Genomic DNA, 23,995 nt, shown 5'->3' with positions numbered 1-23,995 from the left:
TCGAGTTTGGTGTGGATGGTGTTTCGGTCTTCGGCTTTTGTCTTTTAACCCATCGATCCCATAAAGCTCATATTGTTCTAAGTATTTATACCCTGTCACTCGACTGATATTGAATTCATGACAAAGGTCAGTGAGAGACCACCCACCACGTTTCCAAGCGACAACAAATTTCATTCTTTCTTCAAACACGTTTGTCTCCTTCCAAGCCATGACACACTCCTGGTGTGTACATCGTGTTCTGAATCGAAGAATTAGATTCTTGTTTGTAAAGGATGTTGTGAGATCAATTTGTAAGGGATGAAACTATTACGGACCGATTGTATAGAAAGGCACATCGGTAACACTTTAGATCACTCAAAGATCCAATAAAATAGTTACTTCTTTAAGATTTTTTTCATCGATCGTCAAAGAAGTGAAGTTACTAGTGAAATTAAGAGCGCCATCAACGAGATCCCGATTACTGCAGTTGAACAGTTACTATCTGCCATACACTTTTGCATCGCGCCATCTATTACTTTGAATGCAACTTGCCAAAGCATTGGCTCAATTTTCTTACAATCTAAATTTTTACAGACGTTATTCTTTACATCTTCTACTGTTCCATTTGGTTCAGCATATATTTCTAAAACCATTTGCATTTTTATTTGATCAGATATTTTTAGATCTTTTACTTTTTGATCATTCAAAACATGATCCACTAATCGACTTTTTTCCTTACAATTTCGGCACTCACTAGAATCTACTACTGAAAAAGTAAAATCTTCTACTCTGTTAGATGGAATTGCGCTCAATTCTGTTTTAGTTTGAACTAGAAAATTATTTTCGACATTGCGGCCATTGATAACATGTATTTCGACAAATGAAGTTCCAGTTCCCCATTTTTTTATAGCAATAATGTCAGTTCGATCGTCAGCATTCCAATCTGTTATTGAAAACGCAAATTCCTGGCCTGCAGGGTGAAGAACAGTCTTGTTCCCCATTAAGCGATTTTTAAAATCACCAATGCCACTATAAACATGAATTTCAGTAGATTTCGAATGCCCACTTAATGTATTTAATGCGATAAGATCTGGTGTTCCATCATGATTCCAGTCTTTCAGAAATAAACGAAAATCTAAGCCTGTAGGATGTAAAGCCGTTGCATGTGAGTAAAGACGTTTACCATTCCGACCATTGAATATATGTACTTCTGTCGATTGGCTTTCTCCGTTTTTGGAAAAAGCGACTAAGTCTAATGTTCCATCATGATTCCAGTCTGCCATGTCAAAATCATAATTCGCATCAGTTTCATGAAGTTCTGTTCCTGTTTGCAAAATTGGTGTCTGCAGATTTCTTCCATCATATACATGCAGCTCCGTACTCTTCGTACCAGTTTGATTCTTCTTAATCCCAATAAGGTCAATGACTCCATCTCCATTCCAATCTGCAGCTTTCAACCAGAAATTGCCTTCCACTGGGTGCAAAGCAGAGCACCCAGAAAGGGCTTTGCTATTTTGACCTTTGACTGACAATACGACCAACTTTACATAACCGCCTATACAGGTTGAATTTTTTCTTTCAATTCCAACGACAATCGGCTCTGCTACCACTGGCAAAGATACCAAGATTAGTATTAATATTCTAATTACCATTTTCGCTTCTCTTAATCCGATCCGTAGCCAATGGATTAACCTACTCCTGTCACATCACAATTGTTAAAGATTCATTTCAATAATAAATTATTTCCTGGTTCGGACTGAATGGCGTTCGCCATTGCTATATCAAAACAATGAAGGTTGAGAAGAATTCTCTGGGCCAACTATGATATCTTCGTTTTCGTAAAATGACGCTAACTTTGTAACATCACTAATTGATTCAATTCTCGGATCCAACCACGCTTCGACATTCTCTGGCCTCAATATGATTGGTTGCCTACCTGGATTATTTCCACCATTATGGATTTCCATCATCTTAGAATTGGCTTTTTGTGTTACCACTGAGAACCAATCGTTTTCACTATCTTTACTATATATTCCACCGAGGAAAAAAATCGGTGAATTCTTCCAATGTATTTTCCATGGGTTTTTCCCATATTGATCGTAATGAAATTCGATGAAATATTTTACCGGAATTAACACCTGCTCATTTGAATCATTTTTCACCAAAAAGGTTTTTCAAATACAGTTTCTATTCGAGTACAGAAAATCAGTTGCTTGGACCAATTTGGTTTATATCCCGATTTAGCTTGTGTAACATCATAACTGAAAAAAATGCTGTTTGCTTTCCCAATAGGTTTTAATAATAACTCTCGATATGCTGGTCCTTCGCTGGTAGTTTTTCGTAATCCATCCTCCCCTTCGATATATATATAACCCATTTGACCGCACATGTCCCCTACTCCTTGAGTTCCTCTACTCTTGCAATCAATCCTTCCACAAAATGAAATCTCAGAATATTTCCATGGCAAGCGAATTCCACTCTATCTTTTTCCCATTCATGGTATGCAACTTCGGTTTTGCAATTTCGGCATATGGGTATTTTAGATGGCTTTTCAAAATAAATTTCGGCTTCCGTTGTAGAAATGAATTGGTCTTTGTCTGATTGTGGAAATAGTTCGATCATTTATTTTTTATTCTTATAAAATTAATATATTCGGCCAAAATCTTCTAAATCACCCATACTTGGGATTATATGTTCTAAGTTTGATTTTATATCTTTATAATAACCCAAGTCTTTTGCTTTTAAAATGAAAAAAAGTAAATAATAAGCAAGACAACCAACTAACCTAGAAATGTAGATTCTTTGTTTTTTTGGATCTTCTGGAAATTCAAGTAAAATCAATTCGATAATATTCGATATATGAAATAAATGCCTTATCATTCTTGCATCCATTTTTTTCAGAACATATTCTTCAAAATATTTTGGATCTTCATTACATGCCATAATGAGTCTTTGGTTAAAACGCTGGCTTCCTGTTTCTTGATCGTCAGAGTAAGAATCCATTAATCGGAAATGTATTTCCAACATTTGAGTAAACGAGGATTGAAATACTGAAAGATTTTGTGATTCCGCCTGTGATCTCAATGCTTTTTCCTGAGCTTCTGCGATTTCTCTTGTTTTATTTAATTCTTCTTTCTGGAGTTTAATCTCTTTGTTTTGGAGATATATAGCATAGATTAATCCTGCAAATGCTAATCCTGAGAACAAAGAATTTATTGCACCGAACATGTCTCCAATTTGTCCTTTCTGCTCATAGTTACTAAATTTTAATTCAATAACCCAATAACTTCCAAACCAAAGAATTAATACTCCGGAAATAGATGAAAACAATATCCAAATTTTATTCCCATCATTATCTTTAATCATACTTTAGGCATTCCTTGGAATTGGTTCCAAATTATCGAACTTGTCCCTTTTAACATTTTTGGGTCTTTGCAATTATTAATTATCGACCAAGTTGAAGATGTTACCTTTCCTTTACTCCATTCTAAAAATTCATTCCAAGTCTTTTGTACATTGTTTTGTTTTTGTACTATATAAGAAGGGGAATGCAAAATTGCAAAAGCAGCTTCGGCATTTATTCCGGTTGTCCTTTGCGTATCCTGCATTAGCAGGTCTGGTTTTTCTGCCTTTTTGGGATTCGGTTTAAGGTCTGATTGACTTGTGAGTGTTGGTATTAGCGTCCGTCGTCTGCCATCAAATCGTCCCTGTTTTAGATATCCTAGCTTTTTCAGCTTGGATATTATTCTGGAAATTGAATCAGATCTTACTCCTAGGAGTTCTGCGAAATGTGCGTTTGACGCGAAACATTCGCCTACTCTATCGAGTGCAACGACTTCTGAAAGAACATATTTTTCAGTAGAGTTCAAAGGTAATGCTTCGACTTCCACAGGTATCCATAATCCTGTCCTCATAATGATCCTCTTAAGTGGGTATGCCTACGGCCACGTAACTTTTGTTTATTTTTGGCGGATCATTTTGATTGATCCAGTAAAGCTAAATCGTGCTGAGACACGAGTCTAGGGCATCCAGACGGGTACACGTTTAAGTAATGAGACATATTTCGTCAAGAACTTAATGAGACATAAATAAAATTGGGGGGAGGATTGTGACGCCGGGCTTCTCAGTTCCCGGCATCGGGTTCGGTAGCTTTACTGAACATGTACTAAGTAGCACGAATTCGAATTCGGTACAAGAATTTTTTTATAAAAAGGAAATTATTTCCCCCAATTTGATTGTTCAAAGATATCACTGAGCTCTTCCAATTGTAGATACTGGGAATTAGGATCTTTGTTGGTATCTTCCAGGAAATCGAATTCAAAATCATTCCATGATGTCCAAATCACATTATTATTTGCGACTAGAAAACAATGGAACTCTCCTAGATACCAACTGAACTTTGGCTCGGAATCAATTTGAGTTCCTAGATCGATGATTTTTACCAAAGTTGATTCCTACGTTTAAGAATTCCAAAAAGGAAACGCGTTTCCTTTTTCAAATCGAGTTTAGGTCCTTTTCAATTTCGGATATTTTGGTTTTTGCGGCGATTAGAATTCTTTCTTTTTCACCTACCAAAAACTCTTTCAGAATTTTTTTCTCTTTTGGGTTTAATGGTTTTCCTGATTTGAATCTAGTATAAATTATCTTTGGCTCTTCACCTTTGGTTTCGACAGGGTTTATTTCTTTTTCACTTTTATTCAGATCCGAAATCATTCTTAGTGCTTCCCGGATTGATTTTGCTTCTTTTATCGATTCTCTATTCTCATAAAACCTTATGTAGTTACTTGCCATCCTTTTATCAAAACCAATGAAATCTTTATTTGATTCGATATATGGAATAAATTTACCATGACTAAGATTTGATTTAATTCTTACCAATTCCTCTCCTGTAAGAATTGCGTTACGAATAGTATTCATCGCAGCACCAATTGTACTTCGATGAAGGTTCCTAAGTTTTACTAGATTTGAATCTTTGTCTAATTCAACGAGATTCCTGTCATCTCCTCCAGGCCGATTTTCATCAAAGGCACTTAGACGTTTTTCCTTCTTGCTCACTTTAGGATTTCCTTTGCTAAAGATAAAAACATAGGGAATGCTTTTCCGGTTTTTTCGTTTAAAAATTCACTGATATCATTCGAAATCTTAATAGATTCAGAGTTTACAATCGCAGAATAGAAAACCTGATATCCTTTCTTTTTTAAAATCGGCCTCAATTCATCAGCTTTTTTTAGAGTACATTTTGAGATAAGCACTCGTAATTTAATTTCGTTTTTCATCGCTTTTGAAGCTTGAAGTCTTTCGGTTTCAATATCATCGATACCTTGCGAACTCCAAACACTAGGTTCAACTGGACAAATAATTTCATCGGAAGCTAGAATTGCACATCTTAAACCTGTGTTTGTAGCAGGATGTGCATCAATAATAATAAAATCATATTTAAGTGATTTTAAATCATTTCTAAATCTTAAACCAAGTATAGGGTCTGTCGCAAATTCGATGTCTATATTTTTGATATCTTTCTTGGCGGGAATTAAATCAATTCCATCTGCAGAATTCCATATAAATTCAGAAATTTCCGCGTAGCCTTTCAGCATGTTCAGAATGTTTTTTTCGTTAATATCATTTCCTTTTGGGAATTGCTTAATCATGAAATTTGAAAGATTATTGTTTTGATCTAAGTCTATCAAAAGGACTTTTTTTCCTAAACTTCTCAGGGCTTGACTTAAATATAGGGAAGTGGTGGTTTTCCCAATTCCACCTTTCAAGGAAGCTACAGTAATAATTTTCATCTACAACGAATGGAATGATTCACCCCTTTCAATTACAAGGAAATTCTGTATCTAAAAATGTGTTATTGTTTTAAATTACAAGAATTTCTGGATAATTGATTATCCTGAGTTTTTTCAAAATAAAGAGAAGTTCAGATTTCAGATATTCCAATACTGAAATTGAATATTGGCAGTGTTTTTAAATCTCTGTCGTTGGAAAAAGGCACGATTTCCGGGACCATATTAAGAACAAATTAAGAAACCTCAGAAGAACTTACTTGATTGTAAATGGAAAAGCTCTATAAGTTAAAAGACAAACAAAACTTTATTATGTCCCTTGAAATGGCTGGAGTTTTAGAGAGCAAATTCTTAAATTGCATATTCTACCGGCTGTTAGATTCTTTGGGATTAGAAAATGGTAATTAAACTTCCACCTCGTGTATATGATGATTTAGGTGAATTCTTGGGAAAAATGAAAAGGCCAAATAATGAGCCTGTCATTTTCGATTTTGAGAAAGTTGTCAAATATTCACCTGTGGCACTAGTAACTTTAATCTGTAAAGTTAAATCATATTTGTTTGACGATATACCAGTTTTCTTTATTAACCACGAACGATTTGCGGCTTGTAGCTATTTTCAGAGGATGAATTTTTTCAGTATCTGTGATGTTTCGATGCCTGAACGATTCATAAGACACGAATCGTTTGGTAATTTTACTGTCATTCAAGAATTTGGGTTAAATAAAGGTTCTGTCGATGTTATTTCGGATGGAGTAGCTCGTTGCTGTATTCCAGAAGAAGAAAAATGGAAAATAGATCATCCTTTAGAAAATTCAGAAATCTATGATTTGTTGGTATATGCAATATCTGAATTGATAAATAATGTAGTGCAGCATTCCGAAGGACGAGGATTTATTTCTGCTCAATTTTATAAACAGACTGAATTGGTTAGGATCGGTATAGCAGACTATGGTATAGGAGTGCTAAACAGTTTCAAAAATAATGCATCCCCACATTTTCGGGAAAATTGGAATGATGCAGATGCTGTAAAGAAAGCGCTAGAGCCAAAGGTTTCTTCAAAAAATCATATTACGTCTCCTTACATGACTCCAGTGAACGCTGGGGTTGGGTTGTCCATTTTAAAAAATTTATCTGAAAAATTATCGGGACAGTTTTGTCTTGTCTCAGGTAATGCTATAATAGAAAATGCTCAGTTAAAGGAATTAGCTGCCGATTCTTATTTTAAGGGTGTAGCGATAAATATTACTTTTAAGAAATCTGGCCTTCTTGATTTTCAGGAAGCCTTGATGGAAACGAAGAGGGATTTGGGTCTAATTACTAGAACAGGAAAATTTAAGGGGGTAATGGGTAATGACGATTAATATGTTTGAATATATCGGCAGATCAGGTTTGGATTCTGCACGTGCTGTGAAATTAGTAAATGAAATCATCGTACCCCAGTCGATTCTGACAGATGAAAAGATAATCTTAGATTTTTCTGGAATAACAAACGTTAACAGTTCGTTTACAAATGCACTATTTCTGGATATTTTCTTGAAGTTCGGATCAAATAATATTCCAAAAAAACTGCGAATTGCTAATTGTAAGTCAAACATAGTTGAGATCGTTGAAGCTGGTCTTGAGTATGCGGATGAAAGATCAAAAGAACTGATCAATGCTTAAGAAATTTTTTTTATGACAAACCCACAGCCATTAAGAATTTCTGAAGAAGTTATAAGGGAATTTTACTTTTCCTTATCTCCTCAAAAAGACAACTTTGAGATTTATAGGTTAAAAAAAAGAATCGAAAAGTTAGTCGGGACTAACCGTGCTGAAGTGAACGATCACCATGCGTTAGCTTTGCTAGAATATAATTTAGGAAATTACGACAAGGCGATTTCACTTATTAAAAGTCTTTCACACATCAGCGTACACTATTGTGCATTACTGGCTGTTGCAAAGTTAACACTTGTTCAAAATGCACGCGAGTTTGACCAAAGCGAAGAGTCCATCCTAGAAGAATATTTTAATTCTCCGCTCAATATTAACCAACGTCCATTAGAATTTAACGTTTTGATAAATTCAATATCTGCAATTACAAAAAGATTTGATATATCAAAGCGGTTAGATATGGAATTATCTTATGTTTCAAAAAGCAAAGTACACTGGAAAATTGGACTGTTTAAGAATGAAGAAATAATAGAGCCTTACTCAGACAAAAATATTCCTCGAGACATGGCGTATTTTTTTGAATCCTATCTTCAATTTATTTTAATAGAAAGAAAATTTTCGAAAAAAGAATCAAACTTTTTGTTAGCTTATCTTTCCAAAGAAGAGTTAAATTTTTTGATTAAGGAATATTCAGCTAAGCCAATAGAAGTTAATCGAGATTATTCAAAATACGAACCTATCTCGATTTAGCTAATGATTTACATTGATCCAAGGCATCGACCTGTCTATAATGATTTAAATCTAAGCGATAAAATTTTCCGGAACGCCTTGAGAGGCAAAATTGAGAAATTAAATCTTATCCTTTTGGAAAAGAAAACAATCTCCATAAACGTAGATTCCTTAACAATGGGTATAGTAAAAATTAAAATGGAAGTTTTGAAAGGGGATATATACATTGTCGATTTATTTTAGGAATTAATACACGACTTTACTTATGTCCCATGGATACTATCTTTTCGTAAAGTGTATTACCCCGCCATCATGATATGCTGTTTTTGTGGTGGGTAAGAAGCGAATAGAAAACCCGACAAGATCTACTAACGCTAGTTATCCCAAGGGGGGAGGGGCCGGAAAAAGTGGCTAGTCAAAAAAATCCATGATTCATGGATGCTGAGATTTCTAATGGGTTATATACGGCACTTTCGTCACTATCCTTGCTTTTATTTTTAGCTTAAAAAAGTTAACACGCTATGCTAATCCTTTTGAGCCCCAGCACAGAAGCAGCTACAAGCTTCTATGTTGGGAAACATCAGGGCTACTAAGAATTTTTGTAGCCTTTGGCGCAATGCTCGTAAATATTATGTCGCATTGAATTTAAGGTGGTTTCTTTTCAGTCTCTGTGAACGGAACTGTCTAACTAATTTCTGAATATATTTCGGACAAATTGCAATAATTTAACGGCGAGATGAGATTTATAATAAATGGTATGTAGTAATATTATTAATTGCAAACTTCAACTTGAATACGTTCGCAGGAATTTAGTCATTCTTTGGCAATAAAGCAGGGCATTTAAACTTTAATTCCTTTTGAGTTTTGCTTGCAATGACGATAAGATAGTTATTTTGAAAAAGGTGTGGTTCTCAGAAATAAAACTGATTTTCCAAAAGTCATTAGAGGGAGCGGAAGGTTTCATATAACTAGAATTGAAAAACTTTTGGAATGTCCCAGAGCAATTTTTTTTTACTAGATTAAGGAAATCACACCTGGCCGCTGACGATATATTTAATGGAGTGATCAGTTTTGCCTGAGATATATATTATGTATCGAAAGTTCGATGATTTAAGTTATTTGTTGAAAGTAAGGGAATAGTGATGTGGTGATGTCAGACTTGCCGAGAATGGTCCATAATCTGCAAATTCTTTCAAGATAAGATTTGGTAAGTCGCAAATCATTGAAGCCTCTCATACGGAGTGCTTATCCTACCGAATAGGCAATGGGACTGCTAGTAGACTTAGTCATTACATTTGAACGAATTTATGTTAAATATATGTAATTTATAATGATCAATAGTTGCCATGCTTGAAATTAGAAAATAGATTTCCTGATGTATTTTTGCTCTCTCTAGTTTTATAATCCAAAACAAAAAATGAATTTGCTAATTCTTTATTAAAAAGTACTTGCGGTGCTAGCTCTATGCTATGATCTAACAGAAATACAATGGTCACATCAATCATTGTGTTATGTGGGGATGGGGTATGAATTTGCAAAAATCTAGGCATTATGTTGGAGTAGCCTTAATCTTTTTAAACTTTTTTCTGATAAATTGTTCTGAAAAAGGGTCGGGTACGTCCGTTAACTTTTTGTCTTTAATTGGTTTATTCAATGAGGCTAAGCCTAATACGTCGAGTACACCTCCACCTTACGGGAATCAGCCTCCTGGTGCTACTCCGACCAATAATGGAGTACCTGTAAGTCATTCTGCAGCACTGAATTTATATGAGACACATGAACTTAATCCTAATATACTTGAGTTGTTCGGAATATTTTATCACAATGATCCGAACTTCCCTGAGCTAAGACAAATTACGGATGTTTCAATCGTAAAATTTAATGATAACCTAGCACAGTCGGGGCAAGAGGATTGGGATTTCAATCAGCTTATACTAGACTCTAAAATGGGAAATATAATTTACAGTAGAGGACTGAAAGGGATGGCATACTTTAGTGACACTGATCTAAAGAATGCAAAACAAATAGTTGCGCTTCCGAATGGCGTTATTAGTATTTTATCAGGAATCGATTCTATTCTTCCTTGTTGGAAATTTAATGGTAATCAGATCGTTAAAATTTCTACGTGCAATGCAGTTTTAAATCTTTCGCCTAAGAAAATAATCGCGTATGGTCAAAATGCTATATTAGCTCTCGATTCTACAAATAGGATTCACCAAGTAAATTTAACGGATAATACTCATGAAATTTTAAACTTCCGTTACCAATTGAATAACATAATAAATATTAGTGCAAATGAGAACGTTGTCTTAGTCATCTATGACAATGGCTATTCTGTAACCGCATTTTTGGATACTGGATCAATTACTGAATCTAGATTTGAGGAAAAGGCATCAAATCATAATTTACGTATCTCTTTTAATGGGGATGAGGCGTCTCTAACTGAAAAATTTAGAATTTCTGAAATAGTACGTAATTTTGAAGGAAGATTTTTTGCTTATTCGCCAGACTTTCATAAAATCATAAGTTTAGATCCATTCTTAAAGCCGACAAACGGATTTTGGTCTTTTTTACCAAAACTTATTCCTTTCATGCGTATAAAAAATGTAAATGGTCTCCGAATGTATCCAAATAGTCGCTTACTATATGTATTTAGTTCATACTCTTTGGACTGTTTTAGTGAAATTGATTATGAATCCCGAGCAGACTTACTTAGATATATACCTGATCCTTTGCAAAAAGTTTTCGAAAAAGTAGACTCACTAAAAATCGAAGACTTAGATCCAAAACAGAATATCTTCAAAATACCAAGCATCGAACAAGTAATTATCGCAGAAAAGGCAAAACTTTTATGAAAAACATTCTATTGATACGAAAAAAATTTTTACTAACTTTGATTTTCTTTACATTGGTAAATAGTGCTGCATCTCCAAATTGCCGTGCCAAAAAAGAAGATATTATCTCAACATTTTTTTCGATACTCGCCGATATGCATAAAGAGTGTCAATCAGGTACTTATAATCTTTTATGCCCTGCCCCACCAAGATCTGATATTCCTTGCAAATGCGATTATCAACCATATTGTTATAACAATTTTTTCCGAAATGAAAAGCTGTCCTGCACGCCCGGTAGAAGCATAAAAGGACCATCAAATAATGGAAATTACGAAGTCACGCTTTGGGAAACGTTAGATCCGTATCACGGAGCAGCAACGAAATGTGGTGTCCAATATTATACATACTCAGGTTCTGATCCTAAAGTACACGAAGTTGGATGTAGCAACCCTGAAAGAAAAATGATTCAATTCGACACTGCTAGCTTAGGATACGATGCATTCAATTCCTCTCCTCCGGCTGGTATTTCAAGTGTTTCTCCAAATATGAACACAATCGTTTATGAAAACGAGTCAATAAACGTTTACTTTGATCGGTCAATAAAAGCCGACTCTGTGAGCTTTGGTGGTGACATGGGGTCTAATGTTGATCCAAATTTCAAATTTCGTCGATCTATCGATTTCAACGATACATTATTTGTTAAACCAAATGGAAGTTGGCCACTGGGAAGGCAAAAATCTTTAACGATCAATTATAAAGACCTGAGCGATCAGCCAAGTAACCCTGTCATATCGTTTAATATCATCCCAAGTGGTACTTCTAAAACTCCATCATTCGGTACTTGTAAAGTTCCTTGCAAATTATCTTGGCAAGAATCATATGCGATTCAATTTACGGCCACCGGAGGGGTCGGACCATACAAATGGTATTCAGCGGTTTCGTTACCACCAGGAATTTCTCTCGATCTTCCTGCTTCTTATTACGGTGCGTTGCCGCCGAATGCAAGCTTGTCCGAACAAGGTGTGTTATCGGGACCAGCTACAAACAATTTTTTTGGAATATATTATTTTGGCGTTGTGGTAGTTGATTCAGTCGGTCAAGTATACCCAGAACTAGTGGTCGTAGACACAACCGATCTTGCGGCACAACTAGCAGCTTGTTATCTTTTAGGTATATGTGGTTAATATGAAAGTTTTATTTCAGTTTTTAGTTATTTGTATTTTTTGTTCTTCTATGCTGGGGGCGGAAGAAAAAAATACAAATGGGAATTCAAAAAAGAATAATTTTCTAATTCGATTTTCGGAGTACACTTATATACCGAGTGAGTACTATAACATCCGAGGTTTAAGTGGATATAATTTGGGAGAATATTCTGATCAAAAACCGACCAAATATAATAATCGAACACCTCAGTTTTCTTTTCGATATCATATAGAAAAATTTAATTTAGGTATGGAATATTCCTTTTTTAAGTTAGAGCAATCAGAGTTAACAACTGGAAATATTTTTATTAATCCGGAAAGAAACTCAATTACGTTTAATAATGTTGCTTTTCCGAATGTCATTCGAAGAGAAAATAAATTAAATATCACGAAAGATTTTGAAATTGGTGATAATCAGAAAGTATGGTTAGGGATTGGGGTAAGAAACATTTACAAGGAGATATACCGACGTCTATATACTTATAGAGATCAGATAAAAACCGACACTTACGGTTTGCAATTTTTAGTTCGTTACCAACTTCAAGTATTTGAGAATTTCTTTTGGACTTCTTCAATAGAACCTTTCTACACTACAGGAAGACGAGCGGAAAATAATAGTCCATTCCTAAGAGATCTGAATATAGGGATTCCTACAGGCCCGAATGAATATACCTATTTTTATGGTTATGATTTTGATACTAACTTTGCATACAGATTTAGTGAAAATTTTTCCATAGTATTAGGTTACAATTATATAAGAACAAGAGTTCGGTCTCAATTTGCAGATAGAGGCTTATACTATTTACCTGAAACAAATTCTATTTTTACCCTTCCACGAAATCGAGAAGGCACGGATGATAATTTATTCAATTATTACATGGGCATCCGAGGAGAATTTTAATTATGCAACGTATGATAATATTTTTTGGTTTTCTTTTTTTAGTGACCGGAGTATTCGGAGAAACATCTGCTAACTATGTATGTATTTCGAAAGTTGAATCATCAAACACAACCTTTCGGTGCACTTTTTCGGCTAACTTGAGGTTTTCAGAATGGTGTAGCTCTCTTGAAAAGAAATCAGATTCCATTAATAAATACTCTCCATCTAACAGATCTTGCGATGAATTAGGGTTTCATGGCAAGGCGCAAAAATTGGTTTACGGAGATGTCTACTCTTGTACAAAATTAGGCGATAAATATACACAGAAATGCAGCTCCTTAGTTATTCAAAATTTCGATACTATATTCAAGTAGTTCATCACAGGCAAGAAGAGAAACTTTTTGTAAAACAGAATCCAGGAAAAATTAAGAAAGTTCTCTATAGTTTTCTAATACCATTACTTTTTATTTTCTTTATCACTTTCGAAATTTCTTCAGCAGAAATTGTTTTAAGGAATGGTGATACTTACATTGCTGAGATCACTGAAAGCAAAGATGATAAAATTACAATGCGTTGGAAAGGGGAACTTTATGAAATTCCGAAATCAGAAATATTAAAAATTGATAATTCAAAGAAAGGAGAAGAACTGTATTTTAGATATGATACGTTTGAGCTGTTTGATGGAAGTCAATTGAAAGGTGTGATTGTAAAACAAACAGAAAAGGAAATTGTGCTAAAAACAGAAATAGGATTATTGACAGTTGACAGATCCAAACTTTTGAATCAGAGCAATCCTTTATCAAATAAATATGACTTAAAGAACATACACAATAACCAATCGGTTATAGGATTAGGCGTCTCGATAGGCGCTTTAAATTTCTCCGCAAAAGATAATAGTATATACACAGGTTTTTTTTTATTTTATGAACCTAAATTGTTTATTTTATCGGATAAATTTAGATTCGGTGCAAAGGTTGATTATAATCTCGTCAAAAACCCTGATCTGCAATTTTTGAACAATTTATTTTATCTGAAATACTCTTTCAAAAGAAGTGAATTACTGAATTTCTATTTGAATTTCGGTGGTGGCGGGTCATTGATCTTTTCTAAAAATAATAGTGACCGAGAAAGCAACATTGGATTTACTCCACTTGGTTATCTAGAAGTTGGCTGGAATGGATTGAAATATGAAAATGTCGATTTCAGAATAGGCTTAACATCAAGTTACTTTTTCGAGCAAGGAAACTCATTTTCATATGGTCTTATTTTTGCTATGGGGACTAGATTATGAATTTCAGTTTTCTCAGATTTTTTTTAACAATAATATTTCTCTTTTTTTCGTGTACTAATAATCCATTAACGACGTCATTTAATCAATATAGTTTAAAGGTAAACAGCGTAATCGTAACTAACATTACTTCTCAATCTGGAACTGTTTATTGGGAATGTTCGAGTGAGACCGAAGGTAGTCTATACTCAAATATTGAAGGAAAATTGATAAGCTTTTACACTCCTATTAAATCTAAATTACATTCTTATTCATTAACATCATTAAAACCGAGTAATACCTATTCTTTTGCGGTATTTTGCGGAAACGATTACGAAAATTTGAATATCTTGAACTTTCTTTCTAGCTTCCGAACTTTAAATCAAGAACCTTCGTTATCGGAAATATATCAAAGAGGAATATGGATTTTCGGAGGAATGAATTCTCAGGATAAATTAATCTCTGATGTTGATATTTATGATCCGATTGAAAATAAGTGGTATTTAAAAGTAACAACAATGCCTAATCCTAGAATCCACGCGGGCATAGTTGCATTTAATTCGAAAATTTATGTAATCGGCGGATTAATTGAGAACACGGTCAATCAACTTGCAGCAACAAGTTTAGTGGAAGTATTCGATATTAATACGAATAGTTGGAGCACTTTGAGTAATATGCCGACCTCCCTTCAGGGGTTTTCTTATGGAATATCAGGCGAGGGTATTTACTTATTAGGAGGTGCGACAACTTCTAATATGCTGACGAGCACATTATCAAATACTATCTATCGATTTATACCCCAAGGAAGCGGACTCGGTATTTGGAATACTTTGATATCCTCATCTGCCATTTCTCAGAAAGTGGACACTGTTGGTTGTGCATTTAATGGAGTTTTATATTTTGGATTAGGTAGGTCAGCTTCATCAGGTTTAGCTCAATCCTCCCATGATGCTTATGTAATTTCTTCGAATTCTACCTCAGGTATAACCGAAAGTTCGTTTAATTCTGGGAGGCACGGTGCAGCATCAATTTGCTATACGCCGAAGACGAGTGATCCTTTCCCGTCTGATTCCAAAGCCATTTTATATATTGGCGGTAGCTCTCTTCAGGATACAACTCAGCCGGTCACAGCGATTAATTCGAGCAATACTTATGAGTATTACTTACCGAATGATTCAAGTATAAACCCAAATACCATGTCCGTAGGATTGCCTCTACCAGTTAATTTATATATGGCAGCGGGAGAGATATCTTATTTAAAACGGAATGCTTACCTGTTTGGTGGTCTAGTTAATCGTGGATTACTGAATACTTCAGTATACTATATGGATCTTGCGAACCCTCTTGGAAATAGTTGGATTGAGCTTACTGATAAAATGCCAACTCCTAGATACGGACATAAAGCGGTAATATTGAGCAGAAATTAATTGAGCATGCGAATATTATTTTTAATATTAACATTACTTTTCGTTCAAAATCTTTTTAGTGAAGATAAAAATGACCTTACAATCATTGAAGGTTTGATTGCAAAGGGTAAACTTGATGAAGCCAATATTATATTAGATAGTTATTCTGAAAGAAAACTGAATGATCCAGATCTTATTTATTTAGATGCAAAAATTATATATTTAAAAGGAGAAGCATTGTATCGCAAGAAAAATTATCAGGCTGCACTTTATAATTTTGAAAAAGTCAAAACAGTCTGGCCAAATCATGAAAACATCAATGAAAGAATAGAAGTATGTTTACAGAAACTTAATCAAAAAAAAATAACAATTTTTACAAATAGTCTAAAATCTCAAGATTCAGATAACTGTATTAAAGAATCACAAATCTTGTTTAATTTAAGCGATTTTTATGATATCCGACTGGAATCAAATTGTAGTATTAAAAATTCAATCTTAAAAGAAAAAATAGCTTTTTTGCCTATATATATCCTGAAAATGGAAGAACAGGAAATGATTATTTTTTCTGGTTCAGCAATTTATTTGATTTTGTATACTCTCATTTCTGGAGTTTTTGCAATAATATTATTTCAGCTTTCTATGTTAATTTTTACCAAAGTTAACAATGTTCAAAAAAATAAACTGTAGATTTTTTTTTGCGAAAACTGAACTAAGCTAGCGAAGTTGAATTCTAAATTTTGTATGTTTTTTGTTTAGCCGAACAATTAACTTTGGTCAGCGAAAAATTTCTGTCATGATTTTTTCATAATGATTGATTGCCTCTTATCATATGAGGCTAATGTGTAATAAGAAATTTTAAAAAGTGTAAACTGTTGTTTATTCTATCTTTGAAGATATAAATTGCAGTTTTAATTTCAACCTACTTTTCTCTAATCTTTAAGTATACCTATTGCGTTTTGTTTGAATTAATAGAAGCGTTACTAAGTTTCTAATAAGTTTGTTATTATGCTTATCCAATATTTCTCAATTAATTGTTGATTTGAGTCAAATATGGCTTTGCCAGTCGGTACGCAAATTCATTTTTAATAGTAGTTTCCTTCCTTTTTGATGATGGGCATGGGCCCCTCCAAGAATTCGTTTTTTAATTGGTATTAAAGATTTCAGTCAAGTAAAACGGAATCTAGTATTCCGATAATGAGTAGGAGAGGTCTAATATTTCAAATATATTTTATTTTCATGTAATGCAAATTAGATTGACAGTAATAAAGAAAATTCTTTGTCCAACCTGTTTGCTACTCTTGAGGTATGAATAAAATTTGGTTCTAGTGGTATGCTTTAAAGTTGAAAATGTAAGTTAATTAGATTAAAAGAAGTTTAAGGAAAAGATCGAAATAGTTGAATTCTTCTATATCTGCATAAACATTTCAATTTTATTAGAATTGAGGTATCAGACTCTTTATTTGAATCTAATTCGTATAAATACGAAACATCATAATTGAGATATATTATGTTCTGATTTTTTATTCATGGATTATGCCGAGAAAAAGTATGATCATTTAGAATTGCCGATTGATTTCGTAAAATACAAATCATTTAAAACTCAATTTGAGAATGCGAGTAGGGAGGTATTCGAACAAATTTGCAAGGCGATCGTCTATTATGATAGGAATGGAGAAATCTTCGAATATTAATTATAATCATTCCTTTTACTAAATATCCTTTGTGTATTATTGTTCACAAAATAATACCGAAAATAGTAATCTTGATATGAGAGGATACAGCTTATGAGAATACTTGCGGTCGGAGACATTCATGGACGTAACATTTGGAAAAAGATCAACTTTGATGATTACGACAAATTGATTTTTCTTGGAGACTATTTAGATTCCCATAGACTTTCGAATCAGGAAATTCTTTTTAACTTGGAAGAGTTGGTTAACTTACAAAATAAAAGATCTAATGTTGAATTTTTGATAGGGAATCATGATTTACAGTATACAGATGAGGATTTTGCTTTTTTGGTATCAGGATTTCGAGAATCATATCAAAAGGAAGCTTCTGAACTGTTAACACTTCTAAAATGGAAATTTGCAGTTGAAATTGATGAAGTTCTATATACTCATGCTGGATTATTGAATGAATTTTACAAATCCATAACTAATATCCATCAGAATATTGCGGACACTATTAACCAACTTGGATTTAGCGAGCCTGGCATCTTTTTAATTACAATTCATCCAATGCGAGGCGGAGAATCTGAAGCGAGTAGTTCAATTTGGTGTGATTTTCGCGAGCTAGTTATGGAAAAAGAACCTATCCCAATCAATCAAGTTTTTGGACATTCGGCAAGAGAAGGTGGGATGATTGATTGGAAAAAAGGATATTGGCGCATTTGCATTGATGTTCTAACTAAATTTAATCATGCATATGAAATTCTCGATGGAAAAGAGCCAAATGTAATTTCCTTATAAAAATGTCATAAATATTACTATAGTCTGAATTCTTTGAATTCGAAATTTGGGTATATGTAACTGATCGTTCAATTATTAAACATCCAGCAAATCCTTCGGTTTAATTTTAAGCTTTTTTGAGATTTTATATAATGTCTTAATAGTAAAATTCGATTTTCCTGCTTCAATTTCTTGTAGAGTTCTTACTGGGACAGAATTCTCACCCAAATCATCAAAACATTCTTGGGTTAAGGCGCGTTCTGCTCTGATTTTTTTAATCTTTTGTCCAATCCTAACTAGATAATCATTTAAATCCACACGCAATATAATGCGTCTTTCTTGACAAGTTTAACACGCGGTATAATGTGGGTTTTTAAAAATCTTCATAATATTTATAAGATTCGATTAAGAGCGATTTTCAGAACTTTAAGGAGTGTCTAGTGAGAATATTAACTTTTTTAATCTTCCTAACCTTTACTATCAGCTGCGTTTCTTTAAAGAAAGATGACGTTATAATTAAAGAAGCCGTTCTTTCTGATGAATTCAATTATGAGCCAAATGGAGATAAAATCGCGATTCGGTTTTTCGTAGAAAATGCCAACATCATCGGAAGATTATATAAACAAAAATTACAAAAGCTACAAGTAAGAAAAAAAGTAATAACTAAGTTTAATTATGATAAGCAAGGTTTCCTACTCTCAGAGAGCAATGGCCCTTATTGGCCTGTGCAAGTTATTGCTTGGGTAGCCACATTGGGGTTTTATATTCCTATTACTGTTTATGATTTTACTTCAGCATATTTTAAGGTAGGTGAATCAGAAGAATTCGAAGCAATTGAGATGAAGTCAACAGATAGTTTTGAGTTCAAAGAAGAATATTTCCAGAATGATAATTATACAGTATCTATAAAAGGTGTAAATGGATTAATTAAGGTAATTGATTCAGAATTCTCGTTTCCTATTAATGCTCTCATTTCCGCTAAAGTATCCAATATTGAATATTCACTCTTCAAAGGAGGAGAAGTAGTAAAATCGGATAAAATTCCTGATTTTTCAGGTCATATTTCCGGAGAAAGTAAACAATTCCAAAATTGGTCAGCAAGCATCGCGAACGAAAGAAAACAAAAAGAAGAGAGTAGACGAAGATGGGAGCAGAAAACTAATTTAATGCTTACAAATTATCTTTCACGATTAATTAGATACCCAGGTTTTCCAGGTTGCAGAGATGACAGAAGTATTGATTTAAAAAAATGGGAATATAAATATGCATTAAATTGTAGTTATACTAACCCCAATACTGGCTATACTATGTGGCAATCAGAAATCGATTACTATGAAATTGAAATTGAATGCACTCAGAGAAACTTTGAATCAAAAATGCCCATTTATAAACAATTATATGTAAATTCAAAAAATGAAATATCAGAAAATAGGTTCAATCTTGAATGCTCAAAATAAAGTATTATTTCAATTTTAAATCAGAAAATATTTTAGAAAAGAATCTGAGATTTATTATAGGATTACCCAATGTTTTTGCTGGTATCAAAAATGTTGGATATTGATAGAGTAGTGGGGTATTCGAGACAATCAAGGAGGTTGGTCTTTACTAATAGAAACTTTTTTCAAAGAGTTCTGTTAATATTCGGATTATCTTTCTTATTACATAATTCTTCTCCAACAAATGCGAATCATTCTTGTGAAAGTAGAAATTGTATTAATATACAAATTAACTTACTTTCCTCAGTAAGATCGAGTTTTAATGGCAAGTCGGTTGGAGGTGATTTTAACGGTCCTGGATATATTCGCTTTTCTGATAATGGAAAGTTAGCATTACCAATAGTAGCAAAAACCAAAAAAGCAAAAACAGATTTGAGGAATAGTAAAGAGTTTTGTAATAAATTGATGTATGAGCTAGCTGATTTTGTAGGCAGTTCAAAAATCACAGGATGCAGTGCCCAGTGTAGATCAGCGTGTGGCAATATGTGGGATATAAATTCGAAAGATGGTGATAGGTGTGAAAGGCAGTGCCGATTATGTTGGAATGTTTTAGCGTACGAGCCGAATGACTGTAAAGCCGTTAACTCTTATCCAATGGTATTACCTGATAAGATTTAATTAGGTTTCGAACTTAAAAATATTTTATTCAAACAGTTAGGAGGAGAGAATGTCGGGATCAAATGGTGGATTTAATACTTTTTTAGATATTTATAACACAGCAAATACAGCTTCAACAAAAAGAAATACGGAAGCTTTACTTAACGCTTCTTTGGAGCAAAACCAGCAAATTATGCACCTGAGAAGACAGATGGAACTTGCTCAGGAACAGGCAAACCAAATTGCATTGCAGCAGTTAGAATTAAAGCTTAGAGAGGAAGTGGCGAAGCAAGAACAGAAATTTTTAAGAAAGTTCATATTTGCTACTGAGACAATTATCGAGAATGTATCTGATTTAGAAAGTGGGGTAGAGAGATATTCATTTTTAAATTTTGATGTCATTCCCATTGTTCATTATATAGAAAAGGCTATTGAAGATTTAGACAATCTAGACGATAAACGTGCAGCAAGACAGCAACTGAAAATGCTAAAGGAAAAACAGGAAGAGGTAAAGAAATTCGAAAAAGAGTATTTAAAATCTGGTTTGAATAAGCTCAGAATTAGTTCCCAAGAATCAGTTGAACTTGTAAAATTAGAAGCACCGAAAAAAACTTTTGTGGCTCTAAAAGAACCAGTTAAGTATAAATCAAAATATAGCTTCCCATTTTTTATTGCAATTTTCTTTTTTATCATTTGGTTAAGTGATTTTAGTTATAGAATCACAGACACAACAAGAAATGCTTTCGAGGGCACATACTATTTGGAATATTTGTATTTTTATCATATACCTTCGGTTTTGATTCCAGGTTATTTTGCTTATCAAAGAATAAAAAAATATAAAACCAAAGCACAAATTGAAATAATTAATAAATCTTTAATTGCTGAACACGAAGCAGAGTTGAGAAAAGAAGAAGAAAAATATCAGATTCTTCTGGATGAATATAATCAAAAACATAAAGCAAATGAAGAAAAGATTCGTAAGAAAGCAGAAATAGTAGAGTTAGCTAAAAGTGAGTATCCTGAGTATTTTGAATTCAGAGAAGAAGTTCTTAAGCAATTATCTCCTGAAAAATTTAAGCTTAATTCATAATGATTTAAATTGTAACAATACCCCTAGAATTGATTTCTAGAGGTATTGTTGTTTTCCAATATTATTCAAAATCGATCTCAACAGCAGACCAAAGAATGATATGAGTTTTATGCTCATGCGGTCTTGGTCTTCCAATTGCTTGAATTATATCATTCTTAGCTAATTCATAGTATATTTCATTTATAGCACTTTTACTCGAGATATTGTAAAAGTAAACTGTTCCATTCTTGAATTTTATTCGTTCTCTCTTAATGTTTTCAAAATCACAATCTTTAACGCTTCCGATTCCTAGCGCATGAACTAGTAGAGAGAAATATTCAGGTGATTTAAGTGGTGTGCCGAGTATCAATAGATTTTCACCTTCATAATCATTATTTGAGGTTGTCTTCTGAAAATGTAATTCTGAATCAAGGCATAAATAAGAGATTACTTTATAACCTTTTTGTTTATACTCATCAATTGATTTCAATATTTGTTCTTTTATTATTGGATTTGAAAGATCAGTTTTTGTTATGTTTTTACTTGAGTCAGTCGTTAATTTTGCCATGAATTTTGGTGACTTTAGACTTTTAAGTTCATAGTTTTCACAAAATTTATTTTCATAAAATATTTCTGCTGGTGTAGCTGATAAAACGAGATATTTGTTATTGTTAGGCAACTTGTTTTCTATCAGTAATTGATATCCAATTTCTGCCTTATAAATATGAACTATGTCTAATAAGTGTTTTAAGAATTTTAATTCTTTAGCTTTTATATTTGGGAAATTATTCGAGAATTCTGTTGGATTTGAAAAGTGTAAATTTAAGATATTATTGATTTCATTTTTTTCGAAGTCTGTAAGAGATAATGTGAGCGTATTTCCAATCCTTAATTTTCTTAGTTCTTCTCGTAATTTATGGGAATGATTGGTGTTTATTATTTTTAGGCATTCATCAATTCGGCAATTAGAAATTTCAGATTTTAGATAAGAGTCTACGATACACTCATCAAAAATAACTATATCAAAATTTTCAGTTTTTAGTGGGCTGGAGAAGAATTTTGAATGTGTCGTCACTATGAAATTTTCATTTCTGATAATTTCTTCAGTCTCTATTTTATGACTTTCATATAAATCTTTGATTAAGAATTCTTTTTTATTCTGCGGCTTTAAATGTTCTACCCATTTGCGAGAGAATATAGAGTTTTTAGATTTATCTTCTATAAATTCTTCAACTTCAGAAGGTAGATTTGGAAGAGAGGTGTAATTATTGTAATCACCTAAATTTTCACGTCTTTTCACTAATACTAGAATCTTTTTTTTTGGATATAGAATTCGTAATTGATTTAATGAATATGATTTTCCGATTCCTACCGCTGATTTTAAGACTGTGACTTTTTTGGTTGGATTTTCGATGATTTTAGATAATTCGTCTTTAAGCTGTTGTCTAGCATCAGTTAGTGTTAGAGAAGGAAAATTGGAGGAAATACGAGGGTAAATCGCCTTATGAAAAAAGAGAAAATCTTCCTCTGAATATTTATGTTGGTGATTTTGTCTAGCTTGACCGAATGTTAATTTTGAACTAGATTCGAGATAAATATCTGAAACAGATGTATTTTCACTATTATAGCTATTTCTTAAAACATAGCTTAAGAATTCATGACTAGAGCCAAAATATCTATTTTGATGAAAATTTGGATTGGCATTCTTAAAATAATCAATCGAATGTAATATTGATTGGAATTTATTCTCTAATTCTTCAATTAAACAACTAGGTAGCATTGCCAAGGTATGGATGTGATTATTTGTGTTAAATTTGTCATTACCATGAATAAATGAAATTCTGGGAAAGGTTAAGTAGAGTTTGTTTCGTTCTGAGCAAGGTAAGTTTTTGTTAAGATATTTGTTTTCTACATTTTGGAACGCGTTACTTACAAAATGTTCTAATGGATTGGCCTCTAAGAAATGGTTTGGAGGTAAAATAGGGTTAAAAGTGATGAAGCAAGGTTTGTAGTTTAGCGATTCTGTCTTATTTAAAATTGAGTCTACTTCCTTGGTGAATTCATTTAAAAAGTATCTTTTTGTGTTAATTTTTAGTTTAAGTAATGCTTCGCCCATATGCAGTTTCCTTTCAAATATTGATTTTCTGGGGTAAGAATTCCGATAAGGCAGTCCGAATCGAATATTTCTTTCCCTATGTATTTATTATATCCCTGAATTTCAAAATCGTATCAAATAAACTTAATATTTTTTAAAAATGTTAAAAAAAGTTCACGTTTACGAATATTCATCATCTTGAATGTATGTTTTAGTGTGAACACACAGTAAAGAATCTTCAGAAGAGTTAATTTTACAAAATCATGAAGTTGATGAAGTCTAAATCTCGATTTTTCAACAAGATTAATTGGCTTCTTGTTTTTGCAGTTGGATGATAGCTGTTCTTTCTTCGAGAACTTAGGCAATAGAGTATAGTCTGTGGAATTTTTACAAGTTCATTGAATTAGTGAATTACTCTCGATTCACAACTTGGAATCTACTTTCTTAGAAATAGTAGTTTAATGGCTTAAGTAGTTTTTATAGAGTAAAGATAGTTTCGTCTGTTTGCCTGAACTATCTCAATCACTGAATTTCTTTGAGTAGGGAAGTAAGG

General features: G+C 33.1%; 24 protein-coding genes. 13 read left to right on the top strand and 11 right to left on the bottom strand.

Annotated elements, in window-relative coordinates:
* From LEP1GSC203_RS14440 to LEP1GSC203_RS14400, 9 genes are all read right to left on the bottom strand, one after another.
* Nucleotides 1-210: helix-turn-helix domain-containing protein (locus LEP1GSC203_RS14440; RefSeq protein WP_002974794.1), on the bottom strand; the 210-nt coding region annotated here is incomplete at its 3' end.
* A gap of 194 nt (nucleotides 211-404) precedes the next feature.
* The gene (locus LEP1GSC203_RS19455) at nucleotides 405-1,631 is read right to left on the bottom strand and encodes an FG-GAP repeat domain-containing protein (protein ID WP_002974789.1); all 1,227 of its coding nucleotides are present in this window, start codon (nucleotides 1,629-1,631) and stop codon (nucleotides 405-407) included.
* A 129-nt stretch (nucleotides 1,632-1,760) separates the two neighbouring features.
* Nucleotides 1,761-2,141, bottom strand: coding sequence for an SOS response-associated peptidase family protein (locus LEP1GSC203_RS14430; protein WP_051064177.1), 381 nt, complete (start codon nucleotides 2,139-2,141; stop codon nucleotides 1,761-1,763).
* A 232-nt stretch (nucleotides 2,142-2,373) separates the two neighbouring features.
* Nucleotides 2,374-2,601, bottom strand: a complete 228-nt coding sequence (locus tag LEP1GSC203_RS14425) for a hypothetical protein (RefSeq protein ID WP_039938107.1) — start codon at nucleotides 2,599-2,601, stop codon at nucleotides 2,374-2,376.
* A gap of 21 nt (nucleotides 2,602-2,622) precedes the next feature.
* Nucleotides 2,623-3,345, bottom strand: a complete 723-nt coding sequence (locus tag LEP1GSC203_RS14420) for a hypothetical protein (RefSeq protein ID WP_002974787.1) — start codon at nucleotides 3,343-3,345, stop codon at nucleotides 2,623-2,625.
* Complete coding sequence (locus LEP1GSC203_RS14415; RefSeq protein ID WP_002974790.1) at nucleotides 3,342-3,893, bottom strand: helix-turn-helix domain-containing protein; 552 nt, start codon at nucleotides 3,891-3,893, stop codon at nucleotides 3,342-3,344. The genes LEP1GSC203_RS14420 and LEP1GSC203_RS14415 overlap by 4 nt, the downstream gene beginning before the upstream one ends.
* A gap of 303 nt (nucleotides 3,894-4,196) precedes the next feature.
* Complete coding sequence (locus LEP1GSC203_RS14410; protein ID WP_002974783.1) at nucleotides 4,197-4,424, bottom strand: hypothetical protein; 228 nt, start codon at nucleotides 4,422-4,424, stop codon at nucleotides 4,197-4,199.
* 49 nt (nucleotides 4,425-4,473) lie between these two features.
* Nucleotides 4,474-5,034: a hypothetical protein gene (locus tag LEP1GSC203_RS14405; protein WP_002974766.1), complete on the bottom strand. Its 561-nt coding sequence runs from the start codon at nucleotides 5,032-5,034 to the stop codon at nucleotides 4,474-4,476.
* Nucleotides 5,031-5,768, bottom strand: coding sequence for a ParA family protein (locus LEP1GSC203_RS14400; protein WP_002974781.1), 738 nt, complete (start codon nucleotides 5,766-5,768; stop codon nucleotides 5,031-5,033). Before LEP1GSC203_RS14400 ends, LEP1GSC203_RS14405 begins: the two co-directional genes overlap by 4 nt.
* Nucleotides 5,769-6,162: 394 nt before the next feature.
* Here LEP1GSC203_RS14400 and LEP1GSC203_RS14395 point away from each other — a divergent pair, with 394 nt between their 5' ends.
* The 10 genes from LEP1GSC203_RS14395 to LEP1GSC203_RS14345 all read left to right on the top strand — a co-directional run bounded on the left by LEP1GSC203_RS14395 (nucleotide 6,163) and on the right by LEP1GSC203_RS14345 (nucleotide 18,206).
* The gene (locus tag LEP1GSC203_RS14395; RefSeq protein WP_002974808.1) at nucleotides 6,163-7,128 is read left to right on the top strand and encodes an ATP-binding protein; all 966 of its coding nucleotides are present in this window, start codon (nucleotides 6,163-6,165) and stop codon (nucleotides 7,126-7,128) included.
* Nucleotide 7,129: 1 nt separating this feature from the next.
* Nucleotides 7,130-7,429: an STAS-like domain-containing protein gene (locus tag LEP1GSC203_RS14390; protein ID WP_198008583.1), complete on the top strand. Its 300-nt coding sequence runs from the start codon at nucleotides 7,130-7,132 to the stop codon at nucleotides 7,427-7,429.
* A 12-nt stretch (nucleotides 7,430-7,441) separates the two neighbouring features.
* Nucleotides 7,442-8,167: a hypothetical protein gene (locus LEP1GSC203_RS14385; RefSeq protein WP_002974778.1), complete on the top strand. Its 726-nt coding sequence runs from the start codon at nucleotides 7,442-7,444 to the stop codon at nucleotides 8,165-8,167.
* A 1,505-nt stretch (nucleotides 8,168-9,672) separates the two neighbouring features.
* Nucleotides 9,673-11,001, top strand: coding sequence for an LIC_11904 family protein (locus LEP1GSC203_RS14375; RefSeq protein ID WP_002974768.1), 1,329 nt, complete (start codon nucleotides 9,673-9,675; stop codon nucleotides 10,999-11,001).
* The gene (locus LEP1GSC203_RS14370) at nucleotides 10,998-12,164 is read left to right on the top strand and encodes a hypothetical protein (RefSeq protein WP_002974804.1); all 1,167 of its coding nucleotides are present in this window, start codon (nucleotides 10,998-11,000) and stop codon (nucleotides 12,162-12,164) included. The genes LEP1GSC203_RS14375 and LEP1GSC203_RS14370 overlap by 4 nt, the downstream gene beginning before the upstream one ends.
* Before the next feature lies 1 nt (nucleotide 12,165).
* The gene (locus LEP1GSC203_RS14365; protein WP_002974805.1) at nucleotides 12,166-13,083 is read left to right on the top strand and encodes a hypothetical protein; all 918 of its coding nucleotides are present in this window, start codon (nucleotides 12,166-12,168) and stop codon (nucleotides 13,081-13,083) included.
* Between the two features lie 307 nt (nucleotides 13,084-13,390).
* A complete protein-coding gene (locus LEP1GSC203_RS14360; protein ID WP_002974761.1) occupies nucleotides 13,391-14,353 on the top strand; it encodes an LA_3334 family protein in 963 nt (320 codons plus the stop codon).
* A complete protein-coding gene (locus tag LEP1GSC203_RS14355; RefSeq protein ID WP_002974780.1) occupies nucleotides 14,350-15,756 on the top strand; it encodes a Kelch repeat-containing protein in 1,407 nt (468 codons plus the stop codon). Before LEP1GSC203_RS14360 ends, LEP1GSC203_RS14355 begins: the two co-directional genes overlap by 4 nt.
* A 6-nt stretch (nucleotides 15,757-15,762) precedes the next feature.
* On the top strand, nucleotides 15,763-16,422 hold the full coding sequence (locus LEP1GSC203_RS14350; protein ID WP_002974777.1) for a tetratricopeptide repeat protein: 660 nt from the start codon (nucleotides 15,763-15,765) through the stop codon (nucleotides 16,420-16,422).
* A 1,097-nt stretch (nucleotides 16,423-17,519) separates the two neighbouring features.
* Nucleotides 17,520-18,206: a metallophosphoesterase gene (locus LEP1GSC203_RS14345; protein ID WP_002974801.1), complete on the top strand. Its 687-nt coding sequence runs from the start codon at nucleotides 17,520-17,522 to the stop codon at nucleotides 18,204-18,206.
* Between the two features lie 75 nt (nucleotides 18,207-18,281).
* Here LEP1GSC203_RS14345 and LEP1GSC203_RS14340 read toward each other — a convergent pair whose 3' ends face one another.
* A complete protein-coding gene (locus LEP1GSC203_RS14340; protein ID WP_039938114.1) occupies nucleotides 18,282-18,503 on the bottom strand; it encodes a helix-turn-helix domain-containing protein in 222 nt (73 codons plus the stop codon).
* A gap of 122 nt (nucleotides 18,504-18,625) precedes the next feature.
* Here LEP1GSC203_RS14340 and LEP1GSC203_RS14335 point away from each other — a divergent pair, with 122 nt between their 5' ends.
* The 3 genes from LEP1GSC203_RS14335 (at nucleotide 18,626) to LEP1GSC203_RS14325 (ending at nucleotide 21,368) form a co-directional block, all read left to right on the top strand.
* Nucleotides 18,626-19,642 carry a hypothetical protein gene (locus LEP1GSC203_RS14335; protein ID WP_002974773.1) on the top strand — a complete coding sequence of 339 codons (1,017 nt, stop codon included), beginning with the start codon at nucleotides 18,626-18,628 and terminating at the stop codon, nucleotides 19,640-19,642.
* 69 nt (nucleotides 19,643-19,711) lie between these two features.
* Nucleotides 19,712-20,299 carry a hypothetical protein gene (locus tag LEP1GSC203_RS14330; protein ID WP_156808600.1) on the top strand — a complete coding sequence of 196 codons (588 nt, stop codon included), beginning with the start codon at nucleotides 19,712-19,714 and terminating at the stop codon, nucleotides 20,297-20,299.
* A 49-nt stretch (nucleotides 20,300-20,348) separates the two neighbouring features.
* Complete coding sequence (locus LEP1GSC203_RS14325) at nucleotides 20,349-21,368, top strand: hypothetical protein (protein WP_002974784.1); 1,020 nt, start codon at nucleotides 20,349-20,351, stop codon at nucleotides 21,366-21,368.
* A gap of 61 nt (nucleotides 21,369-21,429) precedes the next feature.
* Here LEP1GSC203_RS14325 and LEP1GSC203_RS14320 read toward each other — a convergent pair whose 3' ends face one another.
* A complete protein-coding gene (locus LEP1GSC203_RS14320) occupies nucleotides 21,430-23,463 on the bottom strand; it encodes a hypothetical protein (protein ID WP_002974799.1) in 2,034 nt (677 codons plus the stop codon).
* Between the last annotated feature and the right edge of the window lie 532 nt (nucleotides 23,464-23,995).

This window comes from Leptospira terpstrae serovar Hualin str. LT 11-33 = ATCC 700639 (assembly GCF_000332495.1).
Lineage (GTDB): Bacteria > Spirochaetota > Leptospiria > Leptospirales > Leptospiraceae > Leptospira_A > Leptospira_A terpstrae.
The sequence above is the reverse complement of the archived record's forward strand: the minus strand, read 5'-3'. Positions and strand labels throughout refer to the sequence as shown.